The following is a 21,198-nucleotide window of genomic DNA, read 5'->3' on the forward strand; positions in this document are numbered from 1 at the left end:
GATTGGGCCCCACGGCAGGCAAGGAATTTCACTCGGCTTGCCGTGGATCAATCACCGCGCCGATGGTTAATGCCCAGGCACATGGCAAATGCCCAGGTCCTGATGCTTCAACATCTGCTGGGTCAAGCGCTCCATCACTGCGGTTATTGCCTGCCGTCGCGGTGCGCGCAGGGCTTCCATTTGTTTGAAATACTCCCCGTCGGTAAGGTCCTGGCGATTCTCAAAGAGTGTTTGCTGCTGCGTATCGAAGGGCTCAGTCACCGATAGGAACTCAGCAGGAAACTGGTGTTTGAGATGGGTTTTCCAGAACGTCAACTGGGTAATAAAACGCAAGAAGGCGGGCGACAGCTCAGCTGTTCGCACCTGGGCTTGCGCCATCGCCAAATCGCTGCTGGGCACCTCGAAAAACGAGTCATAGACCATATGTTCGGGCTGCCCCGGCAGTTGCAGGTCCTTGGCCAACCCGACCCGAAATGCCAGGTTGATTTCCAGCGGATCCGAGGAGGCTTTTTCAACCGCATATGTCGCCGCAATTTTCTCCAGCTCGCTGAGGCGAAACAAACCTCGACTCAAGTTCAACAGCGCCCCGGAGTTGCTCTGTGCACGACCCGCCTGCAGCGTTGCCTTCTCGACTTCCTTGAGAACCTCAATCTGGCTGAACATCTGCGCCGCCCCATCCTCACAACCAGTCGGATGGGCTGCCAGTTGGAAGACCTGCTCGCGCAGCCCGACATTGTCATGGGTCGCCTGCAATACGTCCCAGACACGTTGCGTCATATCCTCGCGCACACGGCGACTGTCAGCAGTACTGGTCAATTCAGCCAGCAACAGGAACAACTCTGTCGATTCCGGATCGTCCCGCAGGTTGGCCCAGACGTTACGCTTGTTGGCATCGCGGGCGGACACCTCGTCCGGCAACCACCGTGCCCTGGCCTTCAGTTCGGTCATACGGGGCTGATCGTCGCCTACATACCCCATGCCAATACCGACTTCGGCGCGGTAACGCTCGAGTGCCTCTACTGTCGTCTCGGATAACGGATTGCCACCCACGTCAATCGATTGGCTGAAAATACGCGGCACCCTGAACAACCAATCGGGCAATACCGTGATCAGGTTATCGCGCAAATCCACCTGCTCCAGGTGGGCCAACCCTGCGAGACCTGGCGGCAGATCGACGATTTTGCTGTCGCGCAGCAAGAGGGTCTGCAAGTCACGCATGCTGCTGACATCCACCAGCTTATCCAGTGGGTTATGGCTCAGGTCCAGCAGGCGCAGCGTATTCAGATCAGCCAGTTTCAGCTGGGTATACTCGGTCAGTGCAAGACGGTTATGGGGCATCGACAAGCTTTCGAGGTCGAGCATCCGCGAGAATATTTCCGGCAAGCGGGTCAGGCGGTTACGACCCAGCGCCAGATGCCGAATGCCTTTGAAACACTTGAGGAAATACGCGACGTCATCGCCCAATCGCATATTCTTGAGTGACACCTGACGGACATGGTCGAAACGAATGTCGGCAGGCAGCGTCGGCAACGATCCGACGCGCATTCCGTCCAGGTTCAAACTGGGAACCGACATCTGATGTTCATCCAGAGCAGAGCTTTGACGCCGCCAACAGGCTTCAATGCGCTCAGCCACCTGCTCGCGGCTGGTACGAATGTCACTCAGGCCCGGCTGTTTTTCCATGCCCTGGATATCGGTCTTCCAGTGTTTGAGCAGCGCTCGCAGACGAGTGAGCTCTGCCTTCAAGCGCTTTACCGCCCTGGCTCGGGCAAGATGGTCAGCACCCAAGGCCATCAGCAGCGAAGACACTTGTGCATCGCTGAACATGGGGTACAGACGCTTCACCTTGCGCACTAACGCGGGAGGGTGCGCCAATGGCCCCGTCGGCGAATCAGCCATTTCACAGGACATCGCGTCCAGCACCGGTTCGCTGCCCCTGCTGGAAAAAGCCTCAGCGGCCAGCTCCCGTTCCCCCTTGGCCTGGGAAGCGCTCATGTAGCGCAGGCGCCAGAGATTGTTGGCCTCGTTGAGCGGCAACCCCATTGCTACGCGCTGGCTGTCGTTCAGCGCGCAGTCAATCGCCTGAAACAAGCCGTCAGGTCCGGAGTAAGGCCCACCTAGACTCAGGCCGTTGTCGTCGAACGTTGCAAACCCTGCGTCCGAGCTGACCACGATTCGTCGCACACCGGCGCCATTGCGCGCGCCCAGGGCCAACAAGTCGCCCTGTGGCGACCCCTGGCGCAACTCAAGCCGCACCTCCCTGCCCCACCCTGCCAGATGCGGCATCGACCGAACCGCCACACACGCCGTATCAAGGCTGGCCAGCTCAGGCTGCTCAAACCCCATCAGCGCGCGGTCCAGGCGTTGCTCCCCGAGGGCACGCTGGACTGACTCGGCCAATGCCATGGGGATACGTTGATTATCGCGCAGGGTCTCGCGCTGCACCGTTGAGGTCTGGGCCATCAATTCGCGCATCAGCGTACAGGGCAGCTGCGGATAGGTACGCCTGAGCAACGCCCATTCGGGCGGTACAGGTCCGTCATGGGCCTGATACAACTGCTCGAACAACGGCCTGCAGTCAGCCTTGAGGTGTGCGAGCAACTGACGCTCCAATACGCCGCGCTCCTGATCAGCAGCAACCCCCTCTCCAAGCAGGCCGATTTTTTGTGCCTCGTCCAGCTCGGCCAACAGCACATCAAACACTTTGCCCTCACGAAGCATCTGCTCAGTGAGCGTCAAACGCAGGCCTACATTGTCAAACGGCCCACCGGTGGGGTAACGCGCCTTGACGCTGCCCTGTGCATCCAGCACCTCAAAATAGCGCCCCACCGGCCACCCGTCCAACAAGGGCAGGGCATGCATCTGCAAGGTCAAGTTTTCTGCACTGGGGGAGGCACCGCTTTCCAACTGCCAGATCAGATCACGAATGGACTGGTCCAGCTTGAAACGCTCATACAAATCACGAAAACGTGCGGGAAGGGGCAGGCACTCTTCGGCCTGATAGACGCCCCATTCATGGGGCATATCCATAATGGCCTTGATCTGCACAAGTTTCCTGGGATGCAGCGAAGCACCTGGGCCTGCCGGGTTCAGGCGTGAAAAGAGATACTCCTGATCCTCCCATTCGTCGGGCGTTTCGAACGCAAATCGCCAGCGTCCTTCGCCGTTGTGCAGCAACAGCGGGCGATAAGCCGTCTGCCGCAGCGGGTGACTGGCCCGCCATCGATCCAGTTTCGAGTCAAACGCAACCCGATGTACGCAATCATTGACCTTGACGTATGAATGCCCTCCGACTTTGTAAATTCCCGTAGCGTCCGCAACCTCGTCGTCGACAAGACGCTGATCATGGAAGTACGGCGTGACATTTGCCCGCCACAGCCGCAGATTGCCATCTGTGGGGCGTACCACTTCAAACTGGCGAAAAAAGTTATCCAGGTTGAGACCGCTGCGTTTCATCGCAGAACCGACAACCTTGCTCCCCGCCGCGAACAGCACCATCGAGGTGATGTTTTGCGCTACCGCTGCCAACTGCTTGAACGCCTCTTCTTTATCGCCACGGCGCCAGTCCTCAATGCCCTCATACAGCTCGCCGAGCATCTGGCCCACCGCCACGCCAGTCATCAATAGTCCCAACTCCGGCACAACAAACCCGGCGAGGTTGAGCACTGTCAAACCGGCATCCAGGTACGCTTGCAAGCGCTGCTCGCGGGCCACCTCATCCACGTCGGCCACCGGTACCGCCAGGGTCCGCGCGTCGGCTTGCAGTTTGGCGGCGTAAGTTGCGAAAAAATGCCCCGCCAGGCTAACCGTAATGGGATTTGCCTCCAGCGCCCCCAAGGTACGGGATTGAGCGAAATGGCTGAAGAAGCCAACCCGGTCATCCTGGCTCAGGTACCGGGTAAAGAAACTACGATAAGCCGGCACTTCAAGCTTGCCCTTGAGGTAGACCTGAAAGTCATCAAACGAGGAATACTCGAACAATGGCCGCTCCGGCTCATTGGGCATGTACACCACACAGGGTTCTTGCGGGTATTGCGCAACCGAGCGGCCGGAGAACACCAGGATGCTCCACAGGCAACTGCCCTGTACATTCAGCCATTGCCATGTGACGGGGCGCCATTCAAACAAAATCCCTGCCGCCTGAGCCTGAGACGCTGTCAGCTTGCGGTCCAGCAATTTGCACAACACCTCGTAGACACCTTGGGAAATATCTGCGCGCATCAGGGCAATGTGGGCGTCGATTTTTATATCCAGGGTTTTCATCTGGCCGATATCGGTTGCGACATTATTGAGGTTGGGCTGATCACTCCCCAGCTTGAATACTTCGCTGATGTGCTGCTGATACAGGCCACCCAGATCCAGGGCACGGCACCCCTGGGCAAACTCCAGGGGGGTTATGCCAATGGCCCCGCGAGCGGCAGCCCCCAAGCGCAGCAGCGAGCCCGTCGGAAAGTGCTGCGCTCGCACTTCATCCTCGGAAAAATTCTGCATCGCCACATGCAGCAAACTGTCCTGCACCAGCCTCACCGTTTTCACATATTTCAATGGCAAGACTTCTTTCTCGTACTCGTTTACAGCACGCACCAAAAGATCTTTTTTCGGCTCCACGGTCAGTTGCCATCGGGTCTGACAGTAAGCCTTGAGCCGCTCACTGCAAAATTCATCCAGTGCTTGCAAAGGCTTCAATTGCTCGGCGACAACTGCCTGGGCATCTGCAACCCGTGCGGCATCCCTGGTCAGTGCGTCCAACACGCCAGGCGGTGCGTTGACCATCCAGCCCGGCAGTTGCTTTTGCAACACCTGGGCCTTGTCCAAATCACCCGTCATTTCCAGTAAGGCGGACTGCAGTTGCCGCTGGGTCAATTGGTTCAGTTTGCTGTTCAAATCGTCCTGTGGGCGCATCAGCAATGTCCTTTATTGCCTATAAATCAAGCCATTACGATACCGCAGCAACTTGCACAGAATTAACGCTGATAGTTGATGGATTGAAGGCCGGACGCAGCAGCTATTTCCATGCAAAACCTATGGGGCTACCACCTGGAATCGGCCCTGCGCGCCGCGATCGGCTAGAATGGCCGCCTTGTCTTTGCCTGCTGTATGTCTATGAGCCGCCCATGACCCCCATCACCCACGCCCAGCTCGACTGGGATGACCAAGGTCGCCCGCATTCGCGGGTGTTCGACGACGTGTACTTCTCCGACCAGTCGGGCCTTGAAGAAACCCGCTATGTGTTCCTGGAGCAGAACCGCTTGCAGGAGCGCTTTGCTGGCTTGCCAGCGGGCGGGCGACTGGTGATCGGCGAAACCGGCTTCGGCACGGGTTTGAATTTTCTCTGCGCCTGGCAATTGTTTGAGCAATACGCACCGGCCGGCGCGCGCCTGCATTTTGTCAGCGTAGAAAAATATCCGCTGAGTCATGCCGACCTGCAACGCGCCCTCGCCCTCTGGCCTGAACTGCAACCTTTGGCCGAACAACTCTTGGCGCAATACATCGCCATTCACCAAGGCTTCCAACGCCTGGTGCTGGATAACGGCCGCGTGGTCCTGACCCTGTTGATCGGCGACGCCCTGGAGCAATTGCCGCAACTGGATGCACAGATCGACGCCTGGTTTCTCGACGGTTTTGCCCCGGCAAAAAACCCGGACATGTGGACCGCCGAACTGTTTGCCGAACTGGCGCGCCTGGCGGCACCGGGCTCGACCATCAGCACCTTCACCAGCACCGGTTGGGTACGGCGCCTGATCAACGCCGCGGGCTTCAAGATGAAGCGCACGCCGGGCATCGGGCATAAGTGGGAGATCCTGCGCGGCGAGTTTCTCGGCTGGCCCGACGAGACGCCGCCGCCCGCCAAAAGCAAACCGTGGTTCGCTCGCCCCCCAGCCATCGACGGTAAACGCCACGCCATGGTTATTGGCGGTGGCCTGGCCGGTTGCGCAACGGCTGCCAGCCTGGCCGCCCGCGGTTGGCGCGTCAGCTTGCTGGAACGCCACGCCGGCCTGGCGCAGGAAGCCTCGGGCAACCCTCAGGGCGTGCTGTACCTCAAGCTGTCGGCCCATGGCACCGCATTGTCCCAACTGATACTCAGCGGTTTCGGCCACACCCGCCGCCTGCTGGAGCACTTGCACCGTGGCGTGGATTGGGATGGCTGTGGTGTGTTGCAACTGGCGTTCGACGCCAAGGAAGGCCAGCGCCAGGCCCAACTCGCCGACGCCTTCGCACCGAGCCTGCTGCACCTGCTCGACCGCGAGCAGGCGCAACAACAGGCTGGAATCCAACTGGCCCACGGCGGCCTGTTTTTCCCCGAGGGCGGCTGGGTACATCCACCCGCACTGTGCCAGTGGCAGGCGACGCATCCGCTGATTGAGGTGCTCAGCCACCATGAGGCGCTTGAGCTGGACCGGCGAGACGACCAGTGGCACGCCCGCGCAGGCGATCGCGTGCTGGCCAGCGCCAGCGTGGTGGTGCTCGCCGGGGCGGCCGAGATCAAGCGTTTCCCCTTGAGCGCAGACATGCCGCTCAAGCGCATTCGCGGGCAGATCACCCGGCTCGCACAAACCCCGGCCAGTGAGGCCCTTGCTACTGTGGTCTGTGCCGAGGGTTACGTCGCACCAGCCCGCCTTGGTGAACATACCCTGGGCGCCAGTTTTGACTTCAACAACCAAGACCTCACACCCACGCTCGCTGAACATAGCGGCAACCTGGAGATGCTGCGCGAGATCTCCACAGACCTGCTGCAGCGCTTGGGCGCCGACCGCCTGGCGGCCGAACAGTTGGAAGGGCGTGCCGCGTTTCGGTGCACCAGCCCCGATTACCTGCCGATCGTCGGGCCGCTGGCCGACCGTGAAGCGTTCCAGCAGGCTTATGCCGTGCTAGGCAAAGACGCCCGGCAAGTACCGGATACGCCGTGCCCCTGGCTGCCCGGACTGTACCTTAACAGTGGCCATGGCTCCCGCGGCCTGATCACTGCACCACTGTGCGGCGAACTCCTGGCCGCCTGGCTGAATGACGAACCGCTGCCGGTACCGGCAAGCGTGGCCGCGGCCTGCCACCCCAACCGGTTTACCCTGCGCGCTCTGGTTCGAGGCCAGGCCGCAGCCCGTAAAGAGTAGGATTGATGGCTAGGCGGCCATCTGCCTTATAACTTATCGGTCTAAAACTCCACGCATAGCACTGGGTCAGTTTCTGGGTACGCGCCGTTTGGCGTATTGAGTATTGACCCCTCCCCAACGGAAAAACCGGTAAGGAACTTATGTGTGGATTAGCTGGCGAGTTACGCTTTGATCATCAACCTGCCGACCTGGCAGCCGTAGAACGCATCACCCATCACCTCGCCCCCCGTGGCCCCGACGCATGGGGCTTCCACGCCCAAGGGCCGATTGCCCTGGGCCACCGCCGCCTGAAAATCATGGACCTGTCGGATGGCTCCGCACAGCCGATGGTTGACGCCCAACTGGGGTTGTCCCTGGCGTTCAATGGCGCGATCTATAACTTCCCGGAACTACGAGAAGAGCTGGAAGCCTTGGGCTACGCCTTCTATTCCGGCGGTGATACCGAGGTGCTGCTCAAGGGCTACCACGCCTGGGGCGAAGCACTGCTGCCCAAGCTCAACGGCATGTTTGCCTTCGCCATCTGGGAACGTGACGCCCAACGTCTGTTCATCGCCCGTGACCGCTTGGGCGTAAAACCTTTGTACCTGTCGCGCACCGGCCAGCGCCTGCGCTTTGCTTCAGCCTTGCCGGCACTACTCAAGGGCGGTGATATCAACCCGATCCTCGATCCGGTTGCGTTGAACCACTACCTGAATTTCCACGCCGTGGTCCCCGCACCGCGCACGCTGTTGGCGGGCATTGAAAAGCTGCCGCCCGCCAGCTGGATGCGCATCGACGCAAGCGGCAAGACCGAACAGAAAACCTGGTGGACCCTGCCCTACGGGCCCCATGAGGATGAAAAACACCTGACCCTGCAAGACTGGACCGACCGCGTGCTCGACAGCACCCGCGAAGCCGTGGCCATCCGCCAACGCGCCGCCGTGGATGTGGGCGTGCTGCTCTCCGGTGGCGTCGACTCGAGCATGCTCGTCGGCCTGCTGCGTGAAGTCGGTGTGCAGGACCTGTCCACGTTCTCCATCGGTTTTGAAGACGCCGGTGGCGAGCGCGGCGACGAATTCCAGTACTCGGACCTGATCGCCAAGCATTACGGCACTCGCCACCACCAACTGCGCATCGCCGAAAGCGAGATCATCGAGCAACTGCCGGCGGCGTTCCGCGCCATGAGCGAGCCGATGGTCAGCCATGACTGCATCGCGTTCTACCTGCTATCGCGTGAAGTGGCCAAGCATTGCAAGGTTGTACAGAGCGGCCAGGGTGCTGACGAATTGTTCGCAGGCTACCACTGGTACCCGCAGGTCGATGGCGCCAGCGATCCCTATGCGGCCTATCGCGATGCCTTCTTCGACCGCAGCTACGACGACTACGCAGCCACCGTCGCACCGAAATGGTTGACCGCCAACGACGCTGCCGGCGACTTTGTGCGCGAACATTTTGCCATGCCGGGCGCGGACGCCGCCGTGGACAAGGCCCTGCGCCTGGACAGCACGGTGATGCTGGTGGACGACCCGGTCAAACGCGTCGACAACATGACCATGGCCTGGGGCCTGGAAGCCCGGACACCGTTCCTCGACTACCGCCTGGTAGAACTCTCGGCCCGCGTACCGGGCAAGTTCAAACTGCCCGATGGCGGCAAACAGGTGCTCAAAGAGGCCGCGCGCCGGGTGATCCCCAGCGAAGTCATCGACCGTAAAAAAGGCTACTTCCCGGTCCCCGGCCTCAAGCATTTACAAGGCGACACCCTGAACTGGGTACGCGAGCTGCTGCTGGACCCGAGCCAGGATCGTGGCCTGTTCAACCCGGCCATGCTCGATCGCCTGCTGACGGACCCTCAGGGTCAACTGACCCCATTGCGCGGTTCCAAGCTGTGGCAACTGGCGGCGCTGAACCTGTGGCTCAGCGAACAAGGAATCTGATCCATGAAACCTAACGCCGCGGCGTATAGCCAACGCTTGATCAAAGGCCAGGCGCCGACCTACGAGCGCCTGCAGGCCCGTCTTGCCGAAGACGGCAGCCCGCAAGGCCCCGAACCGATTGCCGTGCATTGCGGTTGGGGGCGCTTGTTGATCGGGCATACGTTTCCCGACCCTGCCAGCCTCGCCCTGGAGCTGCTCAACGAACAGCCCGGCGAACGCGATATCGCCCTGTATGTGGCCGCGCCCCAGCAAATCCTCGGTATCGACCCGCAGCAGTTATTCCTCGACCCGTCAGACACCTTGCGCCTGTGGTTCAGTGACTACCGCCCCGCCACCCGAGTGTTTCGCGGTTTTCGGATCCGTCGGGTACAGAGCGAAGCCGACTGGCACGCCGTCAACTTGCTGTATCAGGGCCGCGGCATGTTGCCCGTCGACGTCGAACGCCTCACACCGCGCCATCAAGGCGGCCCAGTGTATTGGCTGGCGGAAGACGAAGACAGCGGCGCCGTGATCGGCAGCGTGATGGGCCTCAACCATCAGAAAGCCTTTCACGACCCGGAAAACGGTTGCAGCCTGTGGTGCCTGGCGGTAGACCCACAGTGCACCCGCCCAGGCGTCGGTGAAGTGCTGGTGCGCCACCTGGTGGAACACTTCATGAGCCGTGGCTTGAGCTACCTGGACCTGTCGGTGCTGCACGATAACCGCCAGGCCAAGAGCCTTTACGCCAAGCTGGGTTTTCGCGCACTGACCACCTTTGCGATCAAGCACAAGAACGGCATCAACCAGCCGCTGTTTCTCGGTCCGGGGCCGCAGGCGGGGTTCAATCCGTATGCGCGAATCATTGTCGAAGAAGCCCATCGGCGCGGTATCGATGTGCAGGTGGATGACGCCGATGCCGGGCTGTTCACCCTCAGCCACGGCGGGCGCCGTGTGCGGTGCCGCGAGTCGCTGAGCGATTTGACCAGCGCCATCAGCATGACCCTGTGCCAGGACAAGAGCCTGACCCACAAGGTGCTCAAGGCCGCTGGCCTGAAGTTGCCTGCGCAACAGTTGGCAGGCAGTGCCGACGACAACCTCGAGTTTCTGGACGAGCACCAGCGCGTGGTGGTCAAGCCGTTGGATGGCGAACAAGGCCAGGGCGTGGCGGTGGACCTGCGAACGATCGAGGAGGTGCAGCAAGCCATCGAAACGGCACGCCAGTTCGACAGCCGCGTACTGCTCGAAAGCTTTCACGAGGGCCTGGACCTGCGCATCCTGGTGATCGGTTTCGACGTCGTCGCCGCCGCGATTCGCCGCCCCGCCGAAGTGATCGGCGACGGTCAGCATTCGATTCGTGCATTGATCCAAGCGCAAAGCCGACGTCGTCAGGCCGCCACCGATGGCGAAAGCAAGATCCCCCTGGACGGCGAGACCGAGCGCACGCTGAAGGCCGCCGGCTACGACTACGACAGCATCCTGCCCCGGGGCCAGACCCTGGCCGTGCGGCGCACCGCCAACCTGCATACCGGCGGTTGTCTGGAAGACGTCACCGCCATCCTGCACCCGACGCTGGTGGACGCCGCCGTGCGCGCCGCCCGCGCCCTGGATATTCCCATGGTCGGCCTGGACCTGATGGTACCGGCGGCCGACCAGCCGGAGTACGTATTTATCGAAGCCAATGAACGAGCCGGGCTGGCCAACCATGAACCGCAACCAACTGCAGAGAAGTTTGTGGATTTGTTGTTCCCACACAGTCAGCCGACGGCTTGAACGATGTATCGCCTGTTCCGGCGCTATCGCGGGCAAGCCCGGCTCCCACAGTGACTGCATTCCAATGTGGGAGCCGGGCTTGCCCGCGATGAGGCCGGCCCAGGCGACGACGCTCCAGCCCCTTCATCGAAACCATCGATGCCCTCAACTCATCAGGAGTTTCCATGACCAGAACCATCCCAGAACCCGATCTCGCCTACCTGCAAAAAGTGCTGCTGGAGATGCTCGCCATTCCCAGCCCCACCGGATTTACCGACACCATCGTGCGCTACGTCGCCGAACGCCTGGAAGAACTTGGCATCCCGTTTGAAATGACCCGGCGCGGCACTATTCGCGCCACCCTCAAGGGCCAGAAAAACAGCCCTGACCGTGCCGTCTCTGCGCACCTGGACACCATCGGCGCCGCCGTGCGAGCGATCAAGGACAACGGCCGCCTGACCCTGGCACCGGTGGGCTGCTGGTCGAGCCGCTTTGCCGAAGGCAGCCGGGTCAGCCTGTTCACCGATAACGGTGTCATCCGCGGCAGCGTATTGCCGTTGATGGCGTCCGGGCACGCGTTCAACACTGCCGTGGATGAAATGCCGGTGAGCTGGGACCATGTGGAACTGCGCCTGGACGCCTACTGCGCCACTCGTGCCGACTGTGACTCCCTGGGCATCAGCGTCGGTGACTATGTAGCGTTCGACCCACTGCCGGAGTTCACCGAAAGCGGGCATATCAGCGCCCGCCACCTGGACGACAAAGCTGGGGTCGCCGCCCTGCTCGCCGCGCTCAAGGCAATCGTCGACAGTGGCGAACCGCTGCTGATCGACTGCCACCCGCTGTTCACCATCACCGAGGAAACCGGCAGTGGCGCAGCGGCCGCCCTGCCCTGGGATGTCAGCGAGTTTGTCGGCATCGACATCGCCCCGGTCGCCCCGGGCCAGCACTCCAGCGAACACGCGGTGAGCGTGGCGATGCAGGATTCCGGCGGGCCGTACGACTATCACCTGTCGCGGCACTTGCTGCGCCTGGCCGCCGATAACGACCTGCCGGTGCGCCGTGATCTGTTCCGCTATTACTTCAGCGATGCGCACTCAGCGGTTACCGCCGGCCATGACATTCGCACCGCCCTGCTGGCCTTCGGTTGCGATGCCACCCACGGCTACGAGCGTACCCATATCGACAGCCTGGCCGCCCTGAGTCGCTTGCTGGGCGCCTATATCCTCAGCCCGCCGGTCTTTGCCAGCGATGCGCAACCGGCCCAGGGCTCCCTGGATCGGTTCAGTCATCAGATCGAGCATGAAACGCAAATGGAGAGCGACACCCGCGTGCCGTCGGTGGACAGCCTGGTCGGAAACAAGTCCTGACGCTGGCGACAGCTGCTACTGGCAACATAGGTCCCGGCGCAGTAGCATCGCCGGGACCTGACACCTGAGGCTTGTATGCTGATTCCCTACGATGCACTTGAAGTCGACACCCTGACCCGCCTCATCGAAGACTTCGTCACCCGCGACGGCACCGACAATGGCGACGACACGCCGCTGGAAACCCGCGTGCTGCGCGTACGCCAGGCACTGACCAAGGGCCAGGCGCTGATCGTCTTCGACGCCGAGAGCGAGCAATGCCAACTGATGCTCAAGCACGATGTGCCCAAGCATCTGTTCGACTGAAAACCCCGCCTAAGGATTGGGTACCGACACGGGGTGCGTGACGGGCCCCTGGCGTTCGCGGATCTTCTGATAAACCTCGGCACGGTGCACATTGACACCCACGGGGGCTTCGATACCGAATTTCACGTGGGTGCCGTTCACTTCGAGAATATAGACGGTGATGTCATCGCCAATAGCGATGGCTTCGCCTATGGTGCGGCTTAAGACCAGCATGGCGTGTGTCCTTTTCAAATAGCAGGACCTGGACCATGCGCCCTTGGAAATGGACCGGCAATGGCTTGCTGGAAAATCAGGTATTACCTACACAGGTAGGTAATTTGCCTGACAGACTCCATCCAAATCAGCCCTTAACGGCCTGCGCCTTGGCGCGCATCTTGTCGGCCATCAGCGTCATCTCGTCATACAGCAACTGCGGGTTTTTCTGCTTCAGTGCCCAGGCCATGCGCCCTTGCTCATGGGGCAGGATCATGAACTCGCCCGCGGCCACGCGCTGGTAGATGTAATCGGCGATATCGGTCGCCGAAATAGGTGAACTTTCAAGCAACTTGCCCACCTGCGCCTTCATGGCCGGGGTCGGCCCACGGAAGGAGTCGAGCAGGTTGGTCTGGAAAAACGATGGGCACACCACGTGCACGCCCACTTCCTGCTGCTTGAGCTCGACCAGCAGGCTTTCCGACAACGCCACTACGCCGGCCTTGGCCACGTTGTAGTTGCTCATGGCCGGCCCCTGCATCAATGCAGCCATCGACGCGATGTTGATGATCCGGCCCTTGCTCTTCTCCAACAGCGGCAGGAACGCCTTGCAGCCCTTGACCACGCCCATCAGGTTAATTGCGATCTGCCAGTCCCAGTCCTCCAGGGACAGTTCGGCGAAGAACCCACCCGAGGCCACGCCTGCGTTGTTGACGATCACATCAATGCCGCCCAGCTTGACCTCGCACGCCTGGGCAAACGCGGTGAGCTGGCTGTAGTCGCGCACGTCGCAGCGCTGGATAAACCCTTCCCCCCCCGCCTCGCGCACAAGTTTGAGGGTCTCCTGCAAACCGGGCTCACTGACATCCGACAACGCCAACTGCCAGCCCTCACGGGCCCAGCGCAGAGCGATTTCACGTCCCAGGCCGGACCCGGCGCCAGTGATCATCATGCGGTTTTGCATAGGAAGTAGCCTTGTGGTTTACCGAAGAAGTGACCGGCAGTGTAGCGAAGGTTTTTCCCGCACCCACGCACCATCAGATTGATGAATGCCTAGGGGGCGTTCTCAATTAGTTTCCCCGCCGCGTTGTCGCCTTAAAGCGGGCCAGGCAAGGCGCAGGCCGCAGGGAATGGTTGTTCCCTTTCCAAGGCCTGCAACGCAGGCTGGCCCGCTTTAAGGCACAACCCGAAGGGCCGGGCCTGCTGTTGTGCAGGGCTGCGTTGCTCGAAGCTTATTTGGAATGACCAAACCACGCTTCTCGCGCCTTGCCCTGCACAACAGCAGACCCGGCGCGACGGGGAAACTAATTGAGAACGCCCCCTAGGCAAACCCTGGGCTGGGTTGCAGGTGTGCGTATAGCCCAAGTTCAATTTTTTTCAACTGATTAGTTCAAGTTGCGCACGCGTTAAAAGAAATAAGCAACTAATCAAAATGTTTTAGAAAAACAATGAATTTTCTGCGAAGTACATGAGTCCCAATGGTTAAGACGTCCCGATGCACATGGACGAGATAACGGTCAAACAGCCGGTTTTTGCACAGAACCTATAAGGAATAAAACCATGAGCCTCATTCTAATCATTATCCTGATCCTTCTGTTGGTCGGCGGCCTGCCAGTGTTCCCGCACTCGCGTAACTGGGGTTATGGACCGTCGGGTATCCTGGGTGTGGTGCTGGTCGTCCTGCTGGTGCTGTTGTTGCTCGGCAAGATATAAAAGCCGGGACAAAAAAAGAGGCCTCGATCGAGGCCTCTTTTTTTATTGCCGGTCAGTTAGTCCGGCTTACCATCTACAACACCTGCGGTGTTATCCAGCAGGCTCTTGGTAGCGGTCTGCAGGAACGACTCAAGTTTCTGCTTGAGCGCAGCTTCGTCCGGCGACTCAGGGATCACCTTGCCAGTCGGTTCGGCGCCAAGGGTGTATTCCCACAACTTGGGTGGCATTTCCTTGGGCAATACCAGTACGCGGTCAGCGGTAAGCAAGGCCACGGTCTGGTCGCTGCCCGATGGCTTGATCACACCGAAGCCCTTGTCGCCTTCCGGCAGGTTCAACAGGTCACGCCCCCAGCACTGGTGCAACGTGTCGCCACCCAGGCGGCCCATGATGGTCGGCACGATGTCGATCTGGGTGCCCACGGTGTGGTCACGTACGCCGAACTTTTCCTGCATGCCAGGTGCGATCATCAGCATCGGCACGTTGAAGCGGCCCAGGTCCATTTCGGTGATCTGTTGCTCGTTGCCGAAACCGTGGTCGCCCACGATCACGAACAGCGTTTCCTTGAAGTACGGCTCCTTGCGGGCCTTTTCAAAGAACTGGCCCAGGGCCCAGTCAGAGTAGCGCATGGCCGTCAAATGCTCGTTGAGGCTGCCACGGTCGGTGACTTTTTCAACCGGCAATGGCGTCGGCAACGCGTACGGGGTGTGGTTGGACAAGGTTTGCAGCAATGCGTAGAACGGCTTGCCGCCTTCACGGGCTTTGAGCTCCTCCAGGCCACGGTTGAACATGTCCTGGTCGGACACGCCCCATGTCGGGTCGGAGAACACCGGGTCGACAAAGTCATTGCGGCCGATGAAGTTGGTCATGCCCTGGTTGCTGAAGAAGCCCGACTGGTTGTCCCAGGCGAAATCGCCGTTGTAGACATACACATCGTCGAAATCACGCGCACTGAGCAACTGCGGCAGGCCCGACAACTTGTGGCTGCCTTCCGGGGTCTGCATCAGGTACTCGAAGCCCGGCAGGTTCGGGAAGCAGGCCATGGTGGCGAACATACCCTGGTGGGTGTGGGTACCGTTGGAGAAGAAGCGGTCGAACAGCAAGCCTTCCTTGGTCAGCTTGTCGAAGTACGGCGTGATATTGCCCGGACGGCCCAATGCGCCCACCGAGTGACCGGCAAAGCTTTCCATCAGGATCACTACGACGTTCTTGATCGGCAGGGTCTTCTCGGCCGGCGGCGTGAAATCACGGCGCACGGCAGCGGTGTCGGTATCCACCAGTTTTTCGCTCGGCAACACCAGCATGTCGCGCACGGTCTGGGTGGCCAGCGGTTGTTCGAGGGTGGCTTTCCAGATGTTGGCACGGTCTTCACCGAACCGCGCCTTGGCCGCCGCGATCAGCGACAGGGTGCCATTGAGGCCCAACTGGTTGGCGAAGTTCGAATCGGTGGTGTAGACATCCCCCCAACGCAATGGCGGGCCCTGACGCAGGGTGCCGCGAATGGCGACCACGGCGACCAGCAGGCAAACCACGAATACAGCGATGCGGCTGTACCATGGAGCCACCTGGCGCGTGCTGATCGTACCGCCGCTGAACGGGCCACGCGGGCGCGTTGCACGGTCGGCGCCCTTGAAGGCCATGCTCAGGATCAGCGTGCCCACGGCCCAGGCCAGCAGGTAGCGCACCACCGGGAAACCGTACCAGAGCATGCTCATCACGGTTTTCGGGTCTTCCTTCACATACTGGAAGACCAGGCCGTTGAGGCGCTGGTGGAATTCACGGTAGAAGTCCATTTCCATCAGGCCCAGGAACAAGGCGATGCTGGACACGACGGTCAGCCATAAACGGAAGAAACCCCGTGCCGCCATGGCCCGTACACTGAACAACGCCAGCAGCAACGGGATCAGCAGGTACATCACCAGGCGGATATCCAGGCGCAGGCCATTGGCGAACGCTTCCAGGAACGTCGAGGCCGGCGTGTCCAGGATCATCTCGCGGTTGTAGACCAGCAACGCCAGGCGCAGCAGGGAGAACATCACCATCATGACCAGTGCGCAGAGCAGCGTGTACGCCAGATGGGATTTGACGGTCGGTTGCAGCAGGCGATTTGAAGCTCGCTGCTGATTCAGGGCGTCCGGGTTTGCCATGTCGTTTTAGGACCCATTGGAAGTTTAAGTGGCGAAATAATGCAGTGGCGTCCGCCCTCGCCCAGGCTGGCTGGGGTAAGCGGTTTACGCGGTGGCACAAATGGTGCCCGATCAAGGCCGGCAAGGCTATTAATTACTGAACGTACAACCTTGCCGTGTCTTTAAAGGCCCCAGGGATAGAGCCCTGGCAGGCGAATAAAGCCGGCGAATTGTCTTGGATGGAATGTGAAAATTCTGTACAGCGAATATTTCGATACACAAATTTTTCGAACAAATGTGGGAGGGGCGGTGCGACGATTCGACTTGCTCCCGATAGCGGTGTGTCAGTGAGCTTATTTGTCACTGATCCACCGCTATCGGGAGCAAGTCGAATCGTCGCACCGCACCTCCCACATTGACTGCGCCGACTCCAGGAGGAGTGAGGCGCTTAGATCCGCACGTTACCGCGTGGCCCGGCGATAGCCCAGATAATCAGACCCAGTACCGGCAACAGCAGGATCAACAGGATCCACAGCACTTTGGCGCCCGTGCTTGCGCCGCTTTTGAACACGTTGATGATCGCCCAGATATCCAGCGCGAGGATGATCAGGCCAATCAGGCCGTTGAAAGTGGAACCCATGGTGTCGCTCCTAAGTGAGGGCATGCACTTGTAGGATAGTCAGCCTTGGCGGGGGTTCCGTTTTAATTTCAGACGTGCACGGCGATCTTCAATGCCTCAAGCGACGGTTCAGCCTTGATGCCGACTTCAGCGCACAGTTGCAGCACGCGCGGCAGGTCGTTGCCGAACACCAATACGGCCTGGATCTCATCATCGAGCAACTGACTGAAGTTCATCAGCACATAACCGCCGTCTTCCGGGCTCAGGGCGCTCATCTGAATCTGGATGCGGTTCAACGCGGTCAGGTCTTCAGTCTTGGTCAATTGCTTGGGCTTGAGATTGAACGCCACGCCCGGACCAAACGAGGCGACGATCTGCGCGAACAGGTCGCCGTAGGTATCAGCCTGAAACAACACCGTGTCGGGCAGGCTGCCGACCACCACCCACTCCCCCAGCGGTATCGGGAAGCTGTCGTCGTAGTTGATATCCGGGTTTGCCGCCAGGAAAGCGGCCGGGTCTGCGTAGGCTTGCGCCGCTTCGTCGGCAATACGTGCCACCTCGTCCTCAGCCATGACGCCGGCGCTGATTTTGCTGATGAGTTCGACGAGGGCGGTTTTCATGGGCGATCCTGTAGCGAGCGGGTTTTCGAGGGCGCGTAGCCTACACCAGTTTCTGCAACTGCGCCGCCGTATCCACCGCGCCCATGGTCTGTGCCGCAGCCAGTGCCGTGGCACCTTGAGCGTCGGTAGCCTTGGGATTGGCGCCTTGACCTAGCAGGTATTCGACCATTTCAACGCGGTTGAACATCGCCGCCATCATCAACGCCGTACGCCCATCCGATGAGGCCGCCTCAACCGGCGTGCCGCCTTCGATCAGGGCCTGAACCACAGGCAGGTTGCCTTTGAACGCCGCGCCGGCAATCGGCAACTGGTTCTTGTCATTGGCGATCAAGGGGTCGGCCTTGAATTCCAGCAGTACTTTTACCGCCTCGGGGTGGCCGTGGTAGGCCGCGAGCATCAATAAGGTGTCGCCATTGTGATTACGAAAGTTGGCTGGCAAGCCCTTGGCCAATAACGCAGCAAGCATGGCTGCATCGCCGCGGCGGGCCACGTCGAAGACCTGCTCGGCAAATTCGGCGGCTTCGTCTTCGGTCATTTGTTTAGGCTGGTCTGACATGGGGGCTCCTTGCTGAGGCGGCTTGTGTAACTGAATAAGGCGCCCAGTGTCGCGATGGAGTTCCCCCCTGTCATGGCTTTTTTGTCAAAAGCCGCCATAGCCAGAATCAATAACGAAAGTGCCCGCCCTGGATCTGCGCCAATAATTGCCCGGTAACCGGCACGTAGCTCTGCGAACCTGGCAGCCAGGCGTACACCGGGTCATTGCCGGCCTTGGCGGGGTCGAATGCTTCCTCTTTGAGTTTCATTTTCTGGTACTTGAAGGTGCCGGTGGTTTCCATTTTTACCTTGATCCGCAGGAACAGCGGCACCGCATAGTGCGGCAACTGGCCGTGGGCAAATTGCAGCAGTTCGCGCATGTCCAGGGCAGCCAGAGACTCACTCGGGGTGATGGCGACCATGCCAGCACGGCCATTGGTGTTCGCGATCTCGACGCCATAAGCCACCACTTCGGCGATTTGCGGGTGTTGCAGCAGCACGTTTTCCACTTCGGTGGTCGAGACGTTTTCACCCTTCCACCGGTAGGTGTCGCCCAGGCGATCGACAAATTGCGCATGACCAAAGCCGATGCTACGCACCAGGTCACCAGTATTGAAATACCGGTCGCCCTTCTCGAACACGTCGCTGATCACCACCTTGCGATTTTTTTGCGGGTCGGTGTAGCCATCGAACGGTGACTTTTCATCGATCTTCGCCAGCAACAAGCCCTGCCCGCCCGTTGAGACCTTGTGCATGAACCCATCACTGCCGCGCAACGGTTCACCTGTGTCAGGGACGTAATCCACCAACGCCCAATGCTGCAGGCAAAAGCCGATGGTGTTGTCAAAATTCAGCACGTTGGTAAAACCGATATTGCCGTCACTGGCCGCATACAGTTCGCAAATATGCTCCACCTCATAGCGCTGTTTGAACTGCGCCCACACACCGGGGCGCAGGCCATTGCCGACCATCTTGGTCACGCGGTTATCGCGATCCTGTTCGCTGGGGGGCTGGTCGAGCAAATAGCGGCATAACTCACCGACATAGCCGAGGGTGGTCGCGTTGAACTTGCGCGCATCCTCCCAGAACTGGCTGGCGCTGAACTTGCGCCGAATGGCGAAGCCGGACGCGCCGATAATGGCCGAGCCCCAGCACACACACAAACCGGTGCCGTGGTACAGCGGCAAGGTGCAATAGAGAACGTCGTGCGGTGCCATGTCCAGGGCAATCCTGCCGAAGCTCACAGCGGTTTTGGTCCAACGCCCATGCTTCATGATGCCGGCCTTGGGCAAGCCGGTGGTGCCGGAGGTGTAGATATAGAAGCAGGGATCGTTGTAGGAAATCTGCGCGCAGATCGCAAGGTTGTCCACCGGGTGCCCGGCACTGGCCGCCATCAGGTCGATGTAGCCCTCGGGAACTGCGCCATCGGGTTGATCCGCCACACACCAGGTGCGCTCGGCCGGAATCTGCACCTGATCGCGCACCGCTGCGTAGGAGCTCAGCAACTCCGCCCCCACCACAATGGCAACTGGGTCGACCAGCGTCAGGCTGTGCACCAGCGTCCCTTGGGTTTGCGATGTATTGAGCATGGCGCAGACGCCGCCCAGCTTGGCCACGGCCAACACGTTGAGCAGCAACTCGGGGCGATTTTCAATTAACAGCGCTACCACGTCGCCTTTGCGAATGCCTTGGTCATGCAGGTGATGGGCGATGCGATTGGCCTGCTGATTGGCGTCGCGGTAGCTGATCACCTGGTCAGCGTAAAGCAGCGCGGCACCGTCAGGATTACGCAAGGTCGCTTGCTCGAAATGCCAGCCCAGGCCGCAGGGTTGGCTGGGGTCGGTGACATTGGCCGCGCGCATACCGCGAACCACACGCGGGAGCGCCCGAACGATGGCAGGCACCTTTCGCAGCATCATGCCCCAGGTAATCATGTCGTTTTGCCGATGGCTCATGGCGGGACGTCCTTTTTCTTATTTTTGGTCGAGTCCAGGGACATGACGAGCTAGTAGGCACTCGCCAATGCGTTACAGGAAAATACGTCAGCCCTTCTTTGGCTGTACACGCGGGATTTGAAAAGTTTTGTATCCCAAAGGGCAGCCGCCGCGGGCAGCGGAATTTTCCGGCAAAAAAGGTGGTCAATAGCTGTAAGGCAAGCCGGACACCTTCGCAAAGGCGCCGAGTAAATAACGCAAAATGCAGGATGCACGATGGCCTTTCATGCAAATTGCACGAAAACGCAAATTAGAAAATTTTGCAACCAGCTGATTTTTAAAGGATTTTTTATTTAACCAATACTGGCACAATCACTGCACCTATCACTCCATGCTTGCCAACTTGAGCCAATGGAGCTGATAGACATGAGCCTGATCCAAGATAAATTCGCTTCGGTATTCTCCAACTACGACGTCACCACCCAGCCACGTCCTGACGGTGGCATCCTGTTGACCCTGCGCAACAGCGAAGGCAAACAGGTCAAGCGCTCGATCTCGTACCAGCAATTGCACACCGCCGATCAGTTGACCTGGGTGATCAGTGCCATTCGCCGTGACCTGGCCGAACAAGCCAGCGAGCTGCCGCAGATTTCCATGCTGCAAAGCCAGAACCGCTTTGCGCTGCCGACCTACCATTCGGCATAAGTAACAGATATAAAAAGGGCCGCGACGCCGTTGAGCGTCGCGGCCCTTTTTTGTGCCTTCAGCATAAGCCTTGGCGAGTGGCTTCGTTTTTCGCCTGTACCCGGTTGGTCACGTCCAGCTTGCCGTAGATATTGCGCAGATGAAACTTCACTGCCGCTTCGGAGGTGCCGCGAATCTGGCTGATCTCCCAGATGGTCTTGCCCTCGGAAGCCCACCGCAGGATTTCCAGCTCCGTCGGGGTCAGGGGCTTGCCGGACAAGTTCAGGCGTTTTCTGATAGCCGTCGGCACGCTATCGATCGGGGGACACGTCTGCTCTGGGCTGCTCATCGCTCTC

Annotated in this window: 16 protein-coding genes; 7 read left to right on the forward strand and 9 right to left on the reverse strand. The window is 60.0% G+C overall.

The features are described from left to right. Positions 1–66 precede the first annotated feature (66 nt). Positions 67–4,902 carry an NEL-type E3 ubiquitin ligase domain-containing protein gene (locus IH404_RS19545; protein WP_194438829.1) on the reverse strand — a complete coding sequence of 1,612 codons (4,836 nt, stop codon included), beginning with the start codon at positions 4,900–4,902 and terminating at the stop codon, positions 67–69. Positions 4,903–5,114: 212 nt separating this feature from the next. On the opposite strand from IH404_RS19545, the gene mnmC reads away from it, so the two are divergent. From mnmC to IH404_RS19570, 5 genes are all read left to right on the forward strand, one after another. Beyond that, complete coding sequence (gene mnmC, locus IH404_RS19550; RefSeq protein ID WP_194438830.1) at positions 5,115–7,109, forward strand: bifunctional tRNA (5-methylaminomethyl-2-thiouridine)(34)-methyltransferase MnmD/FAD-dependent 5-carboxymethylaminomethyl-2-thiouridine(34) oxidoreductase MnmC; 1,995 nt, start codon at positions 5,115–5,117, stop codon at positions 7,107–7,109. 140 nt (positions 7,110–7,249) lie between these two features. After that, complete coding sequence (locus tag IH404_RS19555) at positions 7,250–9,022, forward strand: N-acetylglutaminylglutamine amidotransferase (protein WP_194438831.1); 1,773 nt, start codon at positions 7,250–7,252, stop codon at positions 9,020–9,022. Positions 9,023–9,025: 3 nt separating this feature from the next. Beyond that, the gene (ngg, locus tag IH404_RS19560) at positions 9,026–10,771 is read left to right on the forward strand and encodes an N-acetylglutaminylglutamine synthetase (RefSeq protein ID WP_005789900.1); all 1,746 of its coding nucleotides are present in this window, start codon (positions 9,026–9,028) and stop codon (positions 10,769–10,771) included. A gap of 164 nt (positions 10,772–10,935) precedes the next feature. Beyond that, a complete protein-coding gene (locus IH404_RS19565; RefSeq protein WP_005789901.1) occupies positions 10,936–12,120 on the forward strand; it encodes an osmoprotectant NAGGN system M42 family peptidase in 1,185 nt (394 codons plus the stop codon). A gap of 75 nt (positions 12,121–12,195) precedes the next feature. Continuing rightward, on the forward strand, positions 12,196–12,423 hold the full coding sequence (locus IH404_RS19570) for a YheU family protein (RefSeq protein ID WP_194438832.1): 228 nt from the start codon (positions 12,196–12,198) through the stop codon (positions 12,421–12,423). A gap of 9 nt (positions 12,424–12,432) precedes the next feature. Here the strand turns inward: IH404_RS19570 and csrA are convergent, their stop codons facing one another. Together csrA and IH404_RS19580 are read right to left on the reverse strand one after the other, a co-directional pair. After that, entirely contained in the window at positions 12,433–12,636 is a 204-nt protein-coding gene (gene csrA / locus IH404_RS19575) for a carbon storage regulator CsrA (RefSeq protein ID WP_005789902.1), read from the reverse strand. A gap of 127 nt (positions 12,637–12,763) precedes the next feature. Then, positions 12,764–13,579 carry an SDR family oxidoreductase gene (locus IH404_RS19580; RefSeq protein WP_194438833.1) on the reverse strand — a complete coding sequence of 272 codons (816 nt, stop codon included), beginning with the start codon at positions 13,577–13,579 and terminating at the stop codon, positions 12,764–12,766. Between the two features lie 596 nt (positions 13,580–14,175). Here IH404_RS19580 and IH404_RS19585 point away from each other — a divergent pair. Next, the gene (locus tag IH404_RS19585; protein ID WP_003192767.1) at positions 14,176–14,328 is read left to right on the forward strand and encodes a DUF3309 family protein; all 153 of its coding nucleotides are present in this window, start codon (positions 14,176–14,178) and stop codon (positions 14,326–14,328) included. Positions 14,329–14,384: 56 nt separating this feature from the next. Here the strand turns inward: IH404_RS19585 and IH404_RS19590 are convergent, their stop codons facing one another. The 5 genes from IH404_RS19590 to IH404_RS19610 form a co-directional block, all read right to left on the reverse strand. Then, positions 14,385–16,472 carry an LTA synthase family protein gene (locus tag IH404_RS19590; protein ID WP_005789904.1) on the reverse strand — a complete coding sequence of 696 codons (2,088 nt, stop codon included), beginning with the start codon at positions 16,470–16,472 and terminating at the stop codon, positions 14,385–14,387. A 427-nt stretch (positions 16,473–16,899) separates the two neighbouring features. Further along, positions 16,900–17,091, reverse strand: coding sequence for a PLDc N-terminal domain-containing protein (locus tag IH404_RS19595; protein WP_003172956.1), 192 nt, complete (start codon positions 17,089–17,091; stop codon positions 16,900–16,902). A 68-nt stretch (positions 17,092–17,159) separates the two neighbouring features. Then, positions 17,160–17,690 (reverse strand): hypothetical protein, encoded by a 531-nt coding sequence (locus IH404_RS19600; protein ID WP_005789905.1) that lies wholly within the window; start codon positions 17,688–17,690, stop codon positions 17,160–17,162. Between the two features lie 40 nt (positions 17,691–17,730). After that, positions 17,731–18,246 (reverse strand): ankyrin repeat domain-containing protein, encoded by a 516-nt coding sequence (locus IH404_RS19605; protein WP_005789906.1) that lies wholly within the window; start codon positions 18,244–18,246, stop codon positions 17,731–17,733. 106 nt (positions 18,247–18,352) lie between these two features. After that, positions 18,353–20,179 (reverse strand): long-chain-acyl-CoA synthetase, encoded by a 1,827-nt coding sequence (locus tag IH404_RS19610; protein WP_194438835.1) that lies wholly within the window; start codon positions 20,177–20,179, stop codon positions 18,353–18,355. Positions 20,180–20,584: 405 nt separating this feature from the next. Between IH404_RS19610 and IH404_RS19615 the strand changes: the two genes are divergently transcribed. Beyond that, positions 20,585–20,863, forward strand: a complete 279-nt coding sequence (locus tag IH404_RS19615; protein WP_003172952.1) for a DUF3509 domain-containing protein — start codon at positions 20,585–20,587, stop codon at positions 20,861–20,863. Positions 20,864–20,921: 58 nt separating this feature from the next. Here the strand turns inward: IH404_RS19615 and IH404_RS19620 are convergent, their stop codons facing one another. Continuing rightward, the gene (locus tag IH404_RS19620; protein ID WP_005789909.1) at positions 20,922–21,191 is read right to left on the reverse strand and encodes a helix-turn-helix transcriptional regulator; all 270 of its coding nucleotides are present in this window, start codon (positions 21,189–21,191) and stop codon (positions 20,922–20,924) included. Positions 21,192–21,198: the final 7 nt, after the last annotated feature.

The organism is Pseudomonas sp. OST1909, assembly GCF_015277575.1.
In the GTDB taxonomy this organism is placed as follows: Bacteria; Pseudomonadota; Gammaproteobacteria; order Pseudomonadales; family Pseudomonadaceae; genus Aquipseudomonas; species Aquipseudomonas synxantha_A.